This window comes from Mesorhizobium sp. Cs1321R2N1 (assembly GCF_037179725.1).
In the GTDB taxonomy this organism is placed as follows: Bacteria; Pseudomonadota; Alphaproteobacteria; order Rhizobiales; family Rhizobiaceae; genus Mesorhizobium; species Mesorhizobium salmacidum.
The window spans coordinates 1-14,036 of sequence record NZ_JAPYKP010000002.1 but is presented as its reverse complement, the minus strand read 5'-3'; the positions used below and the strand labels follow the sequence as shown (position 1 = coordinate 14,036).

Annotated in this window: 16 protein-coding genes and 1 pseudogene; 6 read left to right on the top strand and 11 right to left on the bottom strand. The window is 61.5% G+C overall.

The genetic code is table 11. The annotated features are described in order from the left end of the window. Nucleotides 1-103 precede the first annotated feature (103 nt). The 4 genes from O7A61_RS00740 to O7A61_RS00725 all read left to right on the top strand — a co-directional run bounded on the left by O7A61_RS00740 (nt 104) and on the right by O7A61_RS00725 (nt 3,926). Nucleotides 104-385: a hypothetical protein gene (locus O7A61_RS00740; protein ID WP_337127973.1), complete on the top strand. Its 282-nt coding sequence runs from the start codon at nt 104-106 to the stop codon at nt 383-385. A 503-nt stretch (nt 386-888) separates the two neighbouring features. Then, nucleotides 889-1,671, top strand: a complete 783-nt coding sequence (locus O7A61_RS00735) for an FMN-binding protein (RefSeq protein ID WP_337127972.1) — start codon at nt 889-891, stop codon at nt 1,669-1,671. 3 nt (nt 1,672-1,674) lie between these two features. Continuing rightward, complete coding sequence (locus tag O7A61_RS00730) at nt 1,675-2,418, top strand: FAD:protein FMN transferase (RefSeq protein WP_337127971.1); 744 nt, start codon at nt 1,675-1,677, stop codon at nt 2,416-2,418. After that, on the top strand, nt 2,415-3,926 hold the full coding sequence (locus O7A61_RS00725) for an RnfABCDGE type electron transport complex subunit D (protein WP_337127970.1): 1,512 nt from the start codon (nt 2,415-2,417) through the stop codon (nt 3,924-3,926). The genes O7A61_RS00730 and O7A61_RS00725 overlap by 4 nt, the downstream gene beginning before the upstream one ends. Before the next feature lie 25 nt (nt 3,927-3,951). Here O7A61_RS00725 and O7A61_RS00720 read toward each other — a convergent pair whose 3' ends face one another. The 7 genes from O7A61_RS00720 to O7A61_RS00690 form a co-directional block, all read right to left on the bottom strand. After that, nucleotides 3,952-5,295: a sensor histidine kinase gene (locus O7A61_RS00720; RefSeq protein ID WP_337127969.1), complete on the bottom strand. Its 1,344-nt coding sequence runs from the start codon at nt 5,293-5,295 to the stop codon at nt 3,952-3,954. After that, nucleotides 5,295-5,960 (bottom strand): response regulator transcription factor, encoded by a 666-nt coding sequence (locus O7A61_RS00715; RefSeq protein ID WP_337127968.1) that lies wholly within the window; start codon nt 5,958-5,960, stop codon nt 5,295-5,297. The genes O7A61_RS00720 and O7A61_RS00715 overlap by 1 nt, the downstream gene beginning before the upstream one ends. Further along, complete coding sequence (locus O7A61_RS00710; RefSeq protein WP_337127967.1) at nt 5,960-6,286, bottom strand: PepSY domain-containing protein; 327 nt, start codon at nt 6,284-6,286, stop codon at nt 5,960-5,962. Before O7A61_RS00710 ends, O7A61_RS00715 begins: the two co-directional genes overlap by 1 nt. Before the next feature lie 13 nt (nt 6,287-6,299). After that, nucleotides 6,300-6,842: a cytochrome b gene (locus O7A61_RS00705; protein WP_337127966.1), complete on the bottom strand. Its 543-nt coding sequence runs from the start codon at nt 6,840-6,842 to the stop codon at nt 6,300-6,302. A gap of 744 nt (nt 6,843-7,586) precedes the next feature. Next, complete coding sequence (locus tag O7A61_RS00700) at nt 7,587-8,273, bottom strand: RES family NAD+ phosphorylase (protein WP_337127965.1); 687 nt, start codon at nt 8,271-8,273, stop codon at nt 7,587-7,589. Continuing rightward, on the bottom strand, nt 8,266-8,946 hold the full coding sequence (locus tag O7A61_RS00695) for a hypothetical protein (RefSeq protein WP_337127964.1): 681 nt from the start codon (nt 8,944-8,946) through the stop codon (nt 8,266-8,268). Before O7A61_RS00695 ends, O7A61_RS00700 begins: the two co-directional genes overlap by 8 nt. Before the next feature lie 811 nt (nt 8,947-9,757). Further along, nucleotides 9,758-9,979, bottom strand: coding sequence for a hypothetical protein (locus tag O7A61_RS00690; protein WP_337092170.1), 222 nt, complete (start codon nt 9,977-9,979; stop codon nt 9,758-9,760). Between the two features lie 54 nt (nt 9,980-10,033). Here O7A61_RS00690 and O7A61_RS00685 point away from each other — a divergent pair, with 54 nt between their 5' ends. Next, nucleotides 10,034-10,357 (top strand): hypothetical protein, encoded by a 324-nt coding sequence (locus O7A61_RS00685; RefSeq protein WP_337127963.1) that lies wholly within the window; start codon nt 10,034-10,036, stop codon nt 10,355-10,357. A 22-nt stretch (nt 10,358-10,379) separates the two neighbouring features. Here O7A61_RS00685 and O7A61_RS00680 read toward each other — a convergent pair whose 3' ends face one another. Continuing rightward, nucleotides 10,380-11,030 carry a TIM44-like domain-containing protein gene (locus O7A61_RS00680; protein WP_337127962.1) on the bottom strand — a complete coding sequence of 217 codons (651 nt, stop codon included), beginning with the start codon at nt 11,028-11,030 and terminating at the stop codon, nt 10,380-10,382. A gap of 157 nt (nt 11,031-11,187) precedes the next feature. Between O7A61_RS00680 and O7A61_RS00675 the strand changes: the two genes are divergently transcribed. After that, on the top strand, nt 11,188-11,460 hold the full coding sequence (locus O7A61_RS00675) for a hypothetical protein (RefSeq protein WP_337127961.1): 273 nt from the start codon (nt 11,188-11,190) through the stop codon (nt 11,458-11,460). Nucleotides 11,461-11,579: 119 nt separating this feature from the next. On the opposite strand, the pseudogene O7A61_RS00670 reads toward O7A61_RS00675, so the two are convergent. The 3 genes and pseudogenes from O7A61_RS00670 to O7A61_RS00660 all read right to left on the bottom strand — a co-directional run. Beyond that, nucleotides 11,580-12,227, bottom strand: a pseudogene (locus tag O7A61_RS00670) (type 2 isopentenyl-diphosphate Delta-isomerase); the annotation flags it as partial. A 70-nt stretch (nt 12,228-12,297) separates the two neighbouring features. Then, nucleotides 12,298-13,200 (bottom strand): terpene synthase family protein, encoded by a 903-nt coding sequence (locus O7A61_RS00665; protein WP_337127960.1) that lies wholly within the window; start codon nt 13,198-13,200, stop codon nt 12,298-12,300. After that, a partial coding sequence (locus tag O7A61_RS00660) for a prenyltransferase/squalene oxidase repeat-containing protein (protein WP_337127959.1) occupies nt 13,197-14,036 on the bottom strand: 840 nt, incomplete at its 5' end. The genes O7A61_RS00660 and O7A61_RS00665, both read right to left, overlap by 4 nt.

The window sequence follows — 14,036 nt, the reverse complement described above, 5'->3', positions numbered from 1 at the left end:
GGTACGGGTACTCGCAGTAGGGGTACGGCCCCCAGTACTGATCGTCTCGGCGATCCCGCCGGAAGTCCCGCGCCGCAACGCGGTCATGGCCAATTGCGACTGCATGGTTGACGCCGAAATTGCGAGCAACGGCACGACTGCCAGCAATGCCACCAAAGGCACGAGCGCCGCCCCCAAGACCGTGGCCGCCGAAGCCATGGCCGCCGCTGAAGCCGCCACCGATGCTGTGACCGCCACCGAAGCCGCCGCCATGGCCGCCGCCATGGCCGCCGCCCCCGCCGCCGCGGGCCATCGAGACAGTTGCCGTTCCAGTTGCAAGCGCCGCGCCCAGGGCCAACGTCGCCAAGATTGCTGTTACTTTTCTCATGATAAGCTCCTGATCTAAAGGCTCTCGGAGAATTCCGAAAGCTGTCCTAGATATAGATGCAGAAGTTCTCGTATAAATGATACCTTGTGGTTATGGCCGTCATACTGGTGAGTATAAACACGAAACGTCAGCGATTATTACAGATATTAATCCGAGAAAATTTGCATCTTACCGACCTGGGATCGGGGAGGCGAGCGCATTATCGGAACTGTCGGGTGGTGCTATGGCCCAACGAGCCTCCAGCCCAGATTCCCTGTTTCCTCCTTCGGAGGCGGGATGATCCGCGCCTCTATGAAAACAGCTTTCGGCCCATCCCGCTTCCCGACGATTTCTCTACCCCATATCTGCGCCCGGTCAGTTCAGGACCTGCTTGCAGGGTGCCGCCAGGAAGGTTCGTTAAAACCGACAACGAAGTCAGAATGCCCCCGGGGAATACCTGACAGCCAATTGTCAGCTTGGTGATGCGACAATGCATGCTCAGTCGATTTGTCGGCGCACAATTCAGTGTGGAACGCAGCCCTATGAAACAGATCGCTTTGTCACTTATCGTCATCGCGTCGTCGGGCGCTTGTATCTGGGATCAGTCGAGTCACGGCTCAGCCATGATTGATAGCGCCCTATCCGCCAATGCAAACGGGGACGCATTGCCGCCAGTCGTTCCACTGGCTGCGGCCTATCCAGTTGCAGCACCTGCAGCAGCCCTGCCCAATGTTCATCAAGAAGATGTGCGGCGGGCGCCGACGCTGAGAATGCCGCGTGAGATTGGAAAGAAAACCACGGCGGGTATTGCAGCGCCTGCGCCGAAATCGGCACTCGCCGCCGGTCAGCCGCAGGCTTCTCAGATGCCGCCTCCGACACCGGAGCAAAAGTTAGCCCCAGCGCCCGCCAGCCCCGCCGTGCCGGAAACCCCGTCTTTCGCTGTGACGCCGGCTGCCTATGTACCGATCCCGCAGCCGAGACCGGCATATCCGCAAGCGCCGGCTCACGTCGTGCCTACCGGCATGAAGCTCGTGGCCCACGGCTATGCCGACGGGGTCTACACCGGGCCCGCAGCCGACGCCTATTACGGCATCATCCAGCTCCAGGCTCTCGTTCAGAACGGCCGACTCACGGCGCTCAAGGTGCTCAAATACCCGAGTGATCGCCGCACGTCTGTCAGCATCAACCGGCGGGCTCTGCCCATGCTGCGCGACGAGGCGATCCGTGCGCAAAGCGCTGATGTCGACATCATTTCGGGCGCGACGCTGACCAGCAGGGCCTTTATCCAGTCCCTTGCCGGCGCGCTGGAGAAGGCGTCTTCGTGAGTCATGCGCGAAACCCGGATTCTGATGGGCATGCCAGTCACGGTCGATGTCGCAAGTGCGCCCGATGGCGCCCTGATCGACACGGTCTTCGATTACTTCGCTGCTGTCGACAGCCGTTTCAGCACCTACCGGGCGGGAAGTGAGATCTCGGCCATCAATCGTGGCGATGTCCCGGTACGCAACTGGAGCCGCGAAATGCTTGAAGTGATGGCGCTCGCCGAACGGACTAGGAAGGAGACGAACGGATATTTTGATATTCGCAAGGCCGATGGTTCGCTCGACCCGTCCGGGATCGTCAAGGGCTGGGCCATCTGCAACGCTGCCGAAATCGTCCGGCGGGCGGGGATCCGCGACTTCTTCATCGAGGCCGGGGGCGACATCCAGTCCAGTGGCAGGAACGCCGCGGGCCGGGACTGGAGCGTCGGCATCCGCAATCCCTTCAACGCTGCCGAAGTCATCAAGATCATCTGGCCGCGCGGACGCGGCGTGGCCACATCCGGCACATATGTGCGGGGGCAACACATTTATGATCCCCATGGGCCTGGAGGTTCCATCGCAGACATCGTCAGTTTGACAGTGATCGGCCTTGACGTGCTCGAAGCCGACCGTTTTGCCACCGCAGCCTTCGCCATGGGCAAGGACGGCATCCACTTCCTCGAGCGTATGCCGGACTTGGAAGGCTACATCGTCGACGTCAATGGCCGCGCCACGCTGACCAGCGGCTTCGGAGCTTTTTGCCAACAATGATAAAGACCATCGACCGATTTCTCGACCATCTGACCATGTACCGGCTGGTGCTCTATTATTTGATCGCGCTGGTGGGCACGGCTTTCGTGTTCGGCTTCGTTAAGCTTGTGCCACAGGATCCCGTCGCGCTCGCCTTCACGACCGGTTTGGTGCTAGCCGCCTGCTGGATTACCAATAAGGTTTTTGCGCGCATTTTCGATGTCCCAGCCAACAGCGAATCCCTCTACATCACCGCCCTCATCCTGACGCTGATCCTCGATCCGGTCGCCGCCACGGACCTCCAAGCGATCGGGGCGATTGTACTCGCCGCGGTCTGGGCGATTTCCTCGAAATACATGCTCGCCATCGGAAGGAAGCATCTTTTTAATCCGGCCGCGCTGGGTGTCGCTCTCACCGCGCTTTTGCTCGACCGGCCCGCCACCTGGTGGGCGGGGGGCAATATCTGGCTGCTTCCCTTCGTGCTCATCGGAGGCGTTCTTCTGGTGCGCAAGCTGCGCCGGCTGGACCTCGTCGCGACCTTCCTCGTGGTGGCTCTCGCGACAATACTGGCCACCACCGATCCGTCTCACTACGGCACCGCCCTGACGGAGACCTTCGGCTCGTCACCCCTGCTGTTCTTCGCCTTCGTGATGCTGACCGAGCCGCTGACGGCTCCGACGACACGTTGGCCGCGCATCGGCTTTGCCGCAATCGTCGGCTTTCTGTTCGCGCCCAACATTCATATTGGCTCGTTTTACCTTACGCCCGAACTTGCGCTTCTCGTGGGCAACCTCTTCGCGTACGCTGTGAGCCCGAAAGGGCGTTTCGTGCTGAGATTGGAACGCGTCGAGCAATCCGCCGTCGACAGCTACGATTTCATCTTCAGGTCACAGCAAACACTCGCCTTCAAGGCGGGCCAGTACCTTGAATGGACACTTGGCCTCGACCGTTCCGACAATCGCGGCAACCGGCGCTATTTCACGGTCGCGTCCGCGCCGACCGAGCGATCAGTTAGGCTGGGCGTCAAGTTCTATCCACAATCAAGCGCCTTCAAGCGGGCGCTGGCCACCATGAGACCCGGCAGCACGATCCACGCCTCCCAGTTGGCCGGCGATTTCACGCTGCCGTCCAATCCCAAGGCCAAGATGGCTTTCCTGGCCGGCGGCATCGGCATCACGCCGTTCCGTTCGATGCTGCAGTACCTGATCGATCGCAAGGAGGCACGGCCGATCGTCGTTCTCTACGGCACCGAAACCCAGGAGGATATCGCCTATCGCGACGTGCTTGGCGCCGCGCGGCGCGAACTGGGCATCAGGACGTTTCACGCCGTGGCAAAGGGCACCGGGCCGGGCCAATATCCCGGCCATATCGACGCCCGCCTGGTGCGCCTGGCCATACCCGACTACCTGGAGCGAACCTTCTATATTTCCGGCCCGCAAGCCATGGTCAAGGCACTGCGACAGATGCTGCTGGCCATGGGCGTGCGCCGTTCGAGGCTAAAGACTGATTATTTCCCTGGGTTTGCGTGAACGGCAGCCCTGTGCTCGTCTTGCTCTAGCAGTGCCGTGGCAGGACTATGGTTACCACCAGGCCAGGATCGGAATTGGTCATGGTCAGGTGTGCGTCATAGGCTTCGACAATGTCGGAAACTATGGCCAGACCCAGTCCGCTGCTGCCGCCCTTGCTGTCCAGTTGGACGCCGCGTGACAGGACCGATACGCGGTCCGCATCCGGAATGCCCGGACCATCATCGGCAACGGCGATGACCACCTCGCCAGCGGCGGCGGAAGCGGTGACGCGAACCAAGGAATTCGCGAAACGCGCCGCGTTCTCCACAAGGTTGCCAAGAATCTCCGACAGGTCGCCTTCATCGACCGGCGCCATGAGATCCTCCGCGACGTCGATGACGAAGGCGAGCTGCTTTCCGCTCGGCGTGCGTCTCACTACAGCAATGACGCCAGCCGCCGTTTCTCGCACCCGGCAGGATGCCTTCCCAGAAACGCCGGGTGCCAGACGCGCGCGCGCCAATTCCCGCTCGACATGGCGGCGGATCGCGCTCGCGCTCTTTTCGATTTCGTCGGCGAGCTTCGTCTCGCCCTTTTCGCGCAATGCGCGGATGTCCGCCGATAGAACCTGGAGGGGCGTCTTGAGGCCATGCGCCAGGTCGGTGGCACGCGATCGGGCGCGTGCAAGGGCTTTCTCCTGGGCATAGAGGAGGCGGTTGATTTCGTCGGCGAGCGGCTGCACCTCCGTCGGCGCAGCCACCTCTAGCCGCGCCGTTCGCTGCGCGATAACGTCCCTGACGGCCGCCCGCAGGTTTCTCAGCGGAGCAAGGCCAACAGTGATCTGGATGAAGAATGCCGCCATCAGGGCAGCGGCGAGCAAGATGAGAGCAGGCGCAAGGTCACGGACATATTTGCTCACCGACACTTCCACACTGCGATGGTCTTCCGCCACGATGGCGCGAAAGGAACGGCCGTCGGCATCGATGATCGAACGCGCGACGGCAATTGTAAGTTCGCCGGCGGGCCCCTTGAGTTCCTCGGTCTGCCTCAGCTCGCCGCCAGTTTGATGATCGGGCAGCACTAGCCTCGCGTCCCACAACGAGCGTGAACGCACAAGACTGTGTGTGCTCAGGTCCTCCACCTGCCAATATTGACCGGACAGCGGGTTTGCGAAGCGCGGATCGGTCAAGGCGGGCGCGACCGAAAGGTGACCCTCGGCTGTAAAGCTGGTTGCAGCGATCAATTCGTTGAGATCGAGAGTCAGTTCACTGACGACCCGCCGCTCGACGTTCGATTCAAACAGATAGCGAAGCCCGACGCCGGCAATGGCAAGAGCGACAAGAATCGAGATCGTCGCTGCCGACCAGAGTCTGAAGCGGATCGAGTTGCCCATTAGGAAGGCTCGTCAGCGACAAAGTATCCGAACCCGCGACGTGTCTCGATGACATTGTTGCCGAGCTTTCTGCGAAGACGGGCGACTATGACTTCGATTGCATTGGGATCACGATCGTTGCCGGAATCATACAAATGCTCCGCAAGTTCGGTTGGCGCGACCACGCGTCCGGAATGATGCATCAGAAACGCCAGAAGCCGATATTCCAGCGGCGACAACGCGACAGGTACGCCGCGGAGCGAGATGCGCATCTGGCGCGTATCGAGGAGCAATGGTCCTGATTTCAGCACCGGCGCAGCCTGTCCTGTTGAACGACGCAATATTGCTCTCAACCGAGCGAGAAGTTCTTCCATTTCAAAAGGCTTGGGAAGGTAATCGTCAGCACCAGTGTTGATGCCCTCGACGCGCTCTCTCCACATCCCCCTGGCGGTCAGAATTAGAACTGGAAAACGCCGGGTGTTGGCACGCCAGCGTTTCAGGACGGTGAGGCCATCCAGTTTTGGTAATCCAAGATCCAGAATGGCCGCATCGTAATTCTCGACGTCGCCTGCGAACCAGGCAGCTTCGCCGTCGCGCACGATATCGACGGCCATTCCAGCAGCTTTGAGAACCGCCGAGATGTCGGTCGCGATACGGGGTTCATCTTCGGCGAGGAGAATTTTCATTAGTCGCCGTGCTTGCCGTGCATGACAGCTCCGGCCCCGGCGTCCACATCGACGATCCTGCGGCGGCCGTCGGAGGCAACAACCTGGAACCTATACACCCACGTGTCGTCAATTCGGATGAAGTCGACGGCTACTATGTCGCCAGGAACTTGGGCGTGGACCACGCTCATTATCTTGGACAGGCTCTCTATTTCGCCGTGCTCATATAGGTCTCGCGCCCGATCATGATCGCCGTCGTCGTCCACTTCCGCATGCGTAGCATGCGGCGGGGCCAGGACAAGGCCGAGCAAGCCAACCATCGCGACACGCATCAGTACCTTCTTCATCTATAAGCCGTAATCAGGAGCCGCGTGCTCCCAGCAACATTCGCTTGAGCACGTCGTCCTTACGGACAAAATGATGCCAAAGGGCGGCAGCCGCATGAAGTCCGGCAAGGATAAGTATCAGATTGGCGCAGAGGCTGTGGAGCTCCTTGATGGTTCCGGCCGACGCGCGATCCGGTGCGAATGGGGCCGATATGGTAATCAGGCCGAAGAAGCTCAAGGGTTGCCCCCTATACCAAGTCAGGAGGATTCCGAGAACCGGAATGGCTACGAGAAGGGCGTAGAGCAAAAAATGCGTGACTTTGGCCATCCATTTTTCAAACCGAGTCATTTGCGCGGGCAGATCGGGCGCTCCACGCACCAGGCGCAGGCCGATGCGCGTAACGACCAGGACGAAAAGCAGCAGGCCAAACGAAATATGAAACCACCATACGAGGTCGCGACCGGGATCGCCGCGCGGAAGAAAGTCGGCGACATAGGTCAGGCCATAGAGGCTGACAACCAGGAGAAACACAGCCCAGTGAATGGCCTTCTGAGAGCTTGCATAGGTAGAGTTCATCTTGAGCTTTCCAGGTTTGAGGATCTCTGAAGCAGTCTGATTTCGTCGAAGCTTTGTTCTTTGAACGGAGATTCTGCGCTTCGATCATGGCTCGCCTAGATCAAGCCGAGGCTGACGAAATACTGCCGATCGTGCGTACCCACGATAAATTACCTGCTCGCAAAACAACCGTTGGCCACAATCAGCTGCACCGCAATCGCGGTGAGGACATCGCCGCGGGACAGCGTCTTTCTGGGTCGATTTGCGATAATGGGTCAGTCAACCTGTCAGGACGCTGACAGTTAGAAGTCGGTCACGGAAATAGCCCAAAGCCGCCGGATTCCGAGCGCTCGTCTGACGCCTGGGCGTTCCAATGCCGAGCAGAGGGTTACCTTGCCTCTTCAAGCACGTCTTCGACCTGATCGGTCCGGCTGCGTTGCGGGGAAATCCGATCCTGTTGGCTACGACCGGCGGGCGCCACGCTTTGATATTCGAGTACCAGTTGCGACCCTGTTCGTTTTCTTCGAAGCTTTCGCCCCTTCTGACGGCCGCATATGCTACGGACCGCGATTTGGTAGCCGGCGTTCTCGAGCGGAGATCCGAACCGCACGGCTCAACCCGTCGGTGAGGTCGGGCTTATCCTGGCCACCGTTCAGGCGCGACTGTCGCTGCTGAGTGACACTCAGTTGCCAAACTGCCCGCTCAAAAGCATCGAGCTTGCGGCAGCTTCCTGGCTGGCTTCAATGCCGCGCGTCTCGCCGGCCGCTAGCCCGCGACGTTGACGCCGATGCGCTCCGCCAGGGCCAACAGGTCGGAGTAAAGGTCTGCATCGTCGAGAATGCTCCGCGAAGCGCTCGCAAGCACGAGATCGGTCGCGGGGATGCGATCGCCGAAGAGGACAACGGCGCGGGCACGATCATCCTGACGAGAAACCCAGCACAACCCTTCAATCGCGGGGCACTGCGCGTGGATGGCCTCGGCCCACTTGCGCGTGCCCGGATACTGGTCCTTTTCCGTATCGATGAGCTCGCCGCGGCGGATACCAAGCGACCTCAGCGCAGTCGAGCTGAGGTCGACCAGCACCAAGTCGCGCTGGCATGTCACCGTCGAATAGACTTGCTCAGTGAGCTTCGCTTTATCGAAGGTCTTCAGCCCCGGTGCGAATGACACGTCGTGGAATACCGTCTCCATCGCGGCGCAGTCGAAGGTCGTGCCGCCATAAAGCGTCGGGATGCTTGCGCCGGCCGCGTTCTGAATTGGGCTGAATCGTGCGTTGCCCTTGACGCCCGGATTGAATGCACTCCCACCGTAGAGACTGAGGTGGATTCGGTGAATGACCCGGCCACCAGGCCAGATCATTGTCTTCACCAGTGAGCCGAGGTCGTTCTGGGGTTTGGGGACCTTTGTGCCCACGACAAGCAGGCGTCGCGTCCGCAACTTCCTTTCAACCATGGAGTACGCCGGCCACCTCGTCTTCGGCGGCGCCGACGAGGCGCTCGGGCTCGCTGATGAGCAAATCCTGCGGCCTCTTTCCGCCAAGGAAGCTGTTGACCGAGGCGAACCAGTAGGCGAGACCCCAATCGTCCTTCTTCCCCCGGAAGATGTGTAGAACCCGTGCCAGCGCCTTGACCGGCCGGAAGTCGGTCGATGGGTCCAGTGCGTATCCGGGGAAGTAGTCGACGCCGCGATGGCGCACGGCGAAGACCTGTCCCTCCTTCTTCCATTTGTTCGGCTGGGCGCTGGGATTGCTGGCACTGAAGCCGGCGACCTTCGCGACCTCCGCGGCTGTCAGCCAGTCGCCACTTTCCAGCACCGCCTTACGCGCATCTGCCACCATACGCGCCTCGACGAGCTTATGGTGTGGAGGAGGAACCTCCGGCACCAGTGCCTCGATGATTGAGTTGAATGCTTCATCTTGTCGGCGTTTGAGAATGGCACCGACCAAAGGGGCGAGGCCTGCAACCGTCTGGGCGAAAGCCTTGGCGGCGGATTCACTGCCGTGCTCAATTGTCAGCGCGACGACCTGTTCCGCCTTCAGCCGGCTGAGCCCGGTTCGGACCTGCTCCGGCGTTCCCGTGAGCGTCCCAACACGGGAGAATTCAATTGTTTTGTTGGCAGCAACCACAGGTTCGCCTCCCGGTTATCGTGGTTATCTATATAGCATGATAATCTCGATCATCAAGAGCGACATGCCGTCAACGTCGACAACCCGGTTGAGTTAGCCTCGAAACCGGCTATTTAGGCGCGCGAGCGTCCATCCCGTTGGACGCTACCCGCGGGCGTAGAAGGCATTCCGGTGCCGTTCTTCTTGAGGCTCGCTTGGGTGCGACCATATCGCTGCTCGGCCTTTCGGAGAATTGGCGGAGCAGGCGCGCGTGAGCGATCCGGAATGTCGGGACCATGTCCTGAAACGGCAGTGGCACATCGCCACGACGCCCATTTTCTCGATCCCGCAGAAAGCGCGTATCCAGAGTACGAATTTTGTCAGTTGGGCTATTCTTTGGAATGACGTTCGTCGCAGCAGCCCAAAAATGAGCTCATAAAGACAAAATCGTTCGGCGATTTCCTCCCATCCCGCTGAACGGTGCTCCCTCTGAAGGTTTTGACCTTCTTTTGGCCGGGCCGTATTCGAGCCCGGCCATTTTTATCCGCCGGTCTCTGTTGACCGGCATCGCGATCGACCCTCTCCCCCTGCGAGATTGATCCTCAAAACCAAGACGGTTTGCATTCGCCGCCGATCGGCAGGTTCGAGACACTGCCTTCCTGACAGGCAGGAAATTGGATCGACCTTCCTGGCCTACAAAAAATTATAGATTTAGTTCGAGGCAGTCGAACTGGGCAGATGACGTCCCGCCATCGAGCGCGAGCTCTGTGCAGCAAAAAGCCCGCTCCAGTGTTCCAGAGCGGGCGACAGCTCAAAAGGGGCGCAAATTCCCTTATTTGCAGTCTTTCAGCAACTTCATCGCCTTCTCGGCATTGGCTTGGGAATCGTATGCCTTTGTTCCGGCGTCGGTCATCTTCTTGCCGTCCGGCTTCGTGGAAACCACGGAGCACTTCTTCGTTGTGGCGTCCTTCGCGACCCAATACTGGGTGGCGGCAAATGCCGGCATGCTAACGAGCGTCACAACCGAGGCTGCAACCAGAACCTTGCGAATCATAGTGTTCTCCCACATAGCTTACGGACGGCCCGGCTCGTTCATCCCGGAGTGCTGTTGCCCGATAAGTCGGATGCGCGAACCGAACCGCCGCCCAGCGGTATCTCGGATTACCCGGCGTGGGCAATTTACAAATGTGTAAAGTCCACGCGCGCAATGAATGTTGTCGAAGAGATGTCGTTCGGCGGCGGCACGATGTCACGCGGCGGGTTCACCCAGGCCGGCGCGGGCAAAAAGGCGGGCGTCGGCAGGACGAAGACGTCGACCGGCGGCGGCTCGGTTCGCCGAACCGACCACGAAAAGGACAAGACCGGAGAATTTCTGAAGCGTAGGCTGTTTACACCGGCAACGCCCCAGAAGTCGATCTCCCAAACCGCCTAGATTCGGCCCGGCAAAAGGATGCCTATGGCTTTGTGATGTCCTGAATGGCGGACAGCAGCCACTCTCCTCCAGCTTCACGGGTAAAGGTCCAGAGTTCCGTCGTCTCGACCGGATTGACGGGATCGCCATCTTCGATCACGGACGTCTGGCGGTTGCGCATGACATCAACAGCCGACCAATGCAGTGCCACAGTCGCATAGTCGCGCGTACCCTCCCGCCACGCTTCGGCGACTTCACCGTTGAGGAATTGAAGATTTGATACCTCGTTCTTCAATCCCTTGGTCGCGTTGTCGGCCAACTCTTCGGAGAGGTAGGAAACCATTTCTGGCGTCGTCAGCCGGCGCAGCCCCTGATGGTCCTCGCGGGTGAACGCAGCCTGCACGTCCGCGAGAAGACGTTCGAAGGTGGAAAGGTCGTTTTGGGTGATACCGATTTCATCCGTCTTGGATGCGCCATAGGCCGGCGCGGCGCCGGCGCTGGGCGCCGTGTAGGCTGGCGCTCCTGTTCCAAAGTTTTGTTGGCCGAATGGAAAGCCGCTTCCGACTGCCGCTGCGGAGCCGTTGTTTCGGTTGAAGAAACGCATCGCCAGCATGATAAGCCCGCCAATCAGCAGCAGCTGGAGGATGAAGCTGAACCCGCCTCCCAAGCCGCCGAATCCATGACCAAACAGCATTCCAAAGATGCCATTGAAGACCAGCCCGCCGACCAGGCCGCCAACGAGCCCCCCGCCAAACCCGCTCCAGAAGCGTGGTCGCGTCTGAACGGGCGATGGCTGAACCGGTGACGCCGGGCTTGGCCTGTTTGGCGTCATCGAGCGTTGAACTGGCATCGTGGACGGTGCGGTGGCGCTAGGGGCCGGCGCCTGGTATGTCCGGCTGCCGCGGCTGCCGAAGCTGCCGCCTCTGCGTGCCTCCGCCGAATTGACCGACAAAATTCCAAAGGCCGTCGTCAGTATCAACAGCATCGACAGAAATCTGAACGGCTTAATCATTTTCAAGGCCCTCGGGCGGTTCAAAGTCCGTCGAAAATGGAAATACAATGAAGGCAATTCAAGCCGCGCTCCGTCCAAATTACAAAACCGTAAGACTGGCGCAAAGAAATGAAATGGACAAACGCCTGGGTGTCATTGTCCAGAGGTGAGACATGCGCGTGATTTGGCGTAGGTATTCGCCTATCGGGGGGAAGGCGAATTTTGTGCTGGGGGCGATCCTAGCCTGAGAACGCCGGAGACATCGATCACAGCCGCGCCCGCCTCGATGGGCGCACAGGCCACCGAGGCTGACAGGCCGACCCCACTCCTTGGCCACGATCGGCACGCCACGCTGCGCGCGCCGCGAGCGACCTGCGCCAGGATGCCGCGCCAGTCGCGGTCGCCCTTCGGCTGTAGCGCTTCCTGCAGCGGATTGAGATGGAGATGAGTCCATCGGCCTCCAGCGCATCCAGCGCGCGGCGCGTCACGTGCAGGCCGTCGGCCTCGCGCAATTGCGCGAGGCCGATATTGGCCAGCAAGGGAATGTCTGGGGCCAGTCGGCGCAACGCGCGCGTCAGCCCCTGGAGTTGCTGATTGCAGACTCACGCGCTGCGAACCGATCTGGCAGTCCCCAAGGCTTGCGCTGCCTCGCTCAGATGCCGGTTGAGGGCCTCGGCGCTTGGCTTGCCGCCGGTCGTGGAGCTGATCAGCAGCGGCGCTCGCATGGTCCTGCCCAGCAGTAGGCGCGCATGTCGATCTGCGTCAGGTCCAACTCGGGCAATGCGCAGTGTTCGATGCGAATGTAATCCCAGCCGGCAGCGACCGTGGCTGGCGCCGTTCGCCCATCCAGCACGATGTCCAAATGTCGTCCTTGCGCCGGCTCAGGGCGGTGCCGCTCATGCTCGCGGTCTACGGCGTTGCGTCGGATCGAACCGACGGCAGCGCACGCACGCCGCCGCCTCCCGCGCGTTCAGGCCGGCGCACGCTGGCCTCCCCCCGCAGCGTCGCTACGGTAGCGGCTGGTCGAAGTCTGGTAGTACTGCGCCCGGATGGCCGCCATTGCCTCGATCAGCGGTCCCCACGGCGCGGGAAAGCGTTCTTCCGCCAGCACTCGGTGCAGCATGCGCGTATGGCCGGCCAGCTCGTCGTTGAGGAACTCCACCACAGGCATAGCCGGATAGCACTGCAGCAGCAGGATCGCCGCGTTGTGGGCCTCGCCGACCGACCTGTCCTTGTCGCGTCCATGCAGATCGTTCTGCAGGCGCCCTATCGCGGAGATGAGCCGCAGGACCTGGCGAAACGCCGGACGCGCGCGCAAGATCGCCATGTCCAGCCCCCACAGCAACGACAGGCAACAGAACACGTTCGCGTAGGCGATCGAATCGATGCCGTTGTGCAGGTACTCGGCGTAGGACCAGCGTCCCGCCCCTGGCGCCTGCGCGTGTCCGGCGCGCAGCGCCGCGCAGTAGCGCCGGGTATGGTCGAGAAGCTGAGCATAGTCGCGACGATCGTAGGCGAGCGCGGCCAGCGAAGCGCGCAGCACAGCGCAGCCCTCGAATCCGGGGAGCGCGCACGGCAGGCCCTGCCCCAGCGCCTGCTCCACCGCGGCGAGCTGCTCCGACGCGATCAGGCCACGGTCGTTGCAATCGTCTAGCCAGAACAGCAGCGCCAGTTCGCGATAGAACGCCACGATCAGCGTTTCGTCCTGCGGATCGCGGCCGGAGCGGGTGCTGGTGTCGCGCAAGCTCGGCTGGATGTGCTGCAGGATGTACTGGCCGCCCCTGACCGCTTCCACGGCATGCTCGTCGGCGAACCCGATCAGGGAATGCCCCCACTCCAGCACCTGCTGCAGCGCGCGTTCGGTCTGGATCATGGCGCCGCTCCCGCGCCCTCGGCCAGGACGCGCCGCCCCCAACGAAGCGCCAGCCACAACCCGGCGAGTTCGGCCACGCGCACGACCCGGGTGGGGCAATACAGTTCCTTGCCGATCCACAGCGGCGTCTGCGGCAAGGCATGCGCCGCATGGCGGGCGAGCATCCACTTCAGCGCACGCGCCGCCGCCTGCGCAATGCGCCGGCGCCCTGTCGGCTCTTCGCCCCCGTCCATCACGTGCAACGCGAACAGCGCATAGGCGGTTTCCTCGAATGTGGACGCGTGACCGGCGCCCCATCCGCCGTCGTCGCGCTGCGCCTGCAGCAGTGCCGCCAGCGCGCGCTCGTCGCGCCAGTGGGGCTTGCCTTGCGCAAGCGCCGCGACCGCATGCGCGGTGGGATACAGCCACGAAACGTGCCATTTTTCGTTGTCCCATAGACCGTGCGGGTTGCGATTTGCCTCGACGTAGGCGCTAGTGCCGGCGGCGGGCTCTCCCGACAATCGCAACGCATGCAGGGCATGGATGTTGGTCGACACCGAGGCATTGCGCTCGCCGGGGAAGGTGACGAACAGCTCGCCGATTTCGAAATGACGCAACGCATCGACCACCGGGGCGCGGCCTGCAAGGCGCAGAACGCACAACGCAACGGCGGTGTCGTCCGCATCGGCCGCGAAGTGCAAGGCCGGGCCCAGACCGCGCACGCCCAGGCGGGCGTCGAGCTGCGCGACGATCACGCGCACCGCCCCGGCGAGGGTGGGATGCGCGAACAGCCCGGCCAGATGCAGGGTGTACAGCGACCAGCATGGCTCGAACACATTGATCGGCCAGACGCTGGG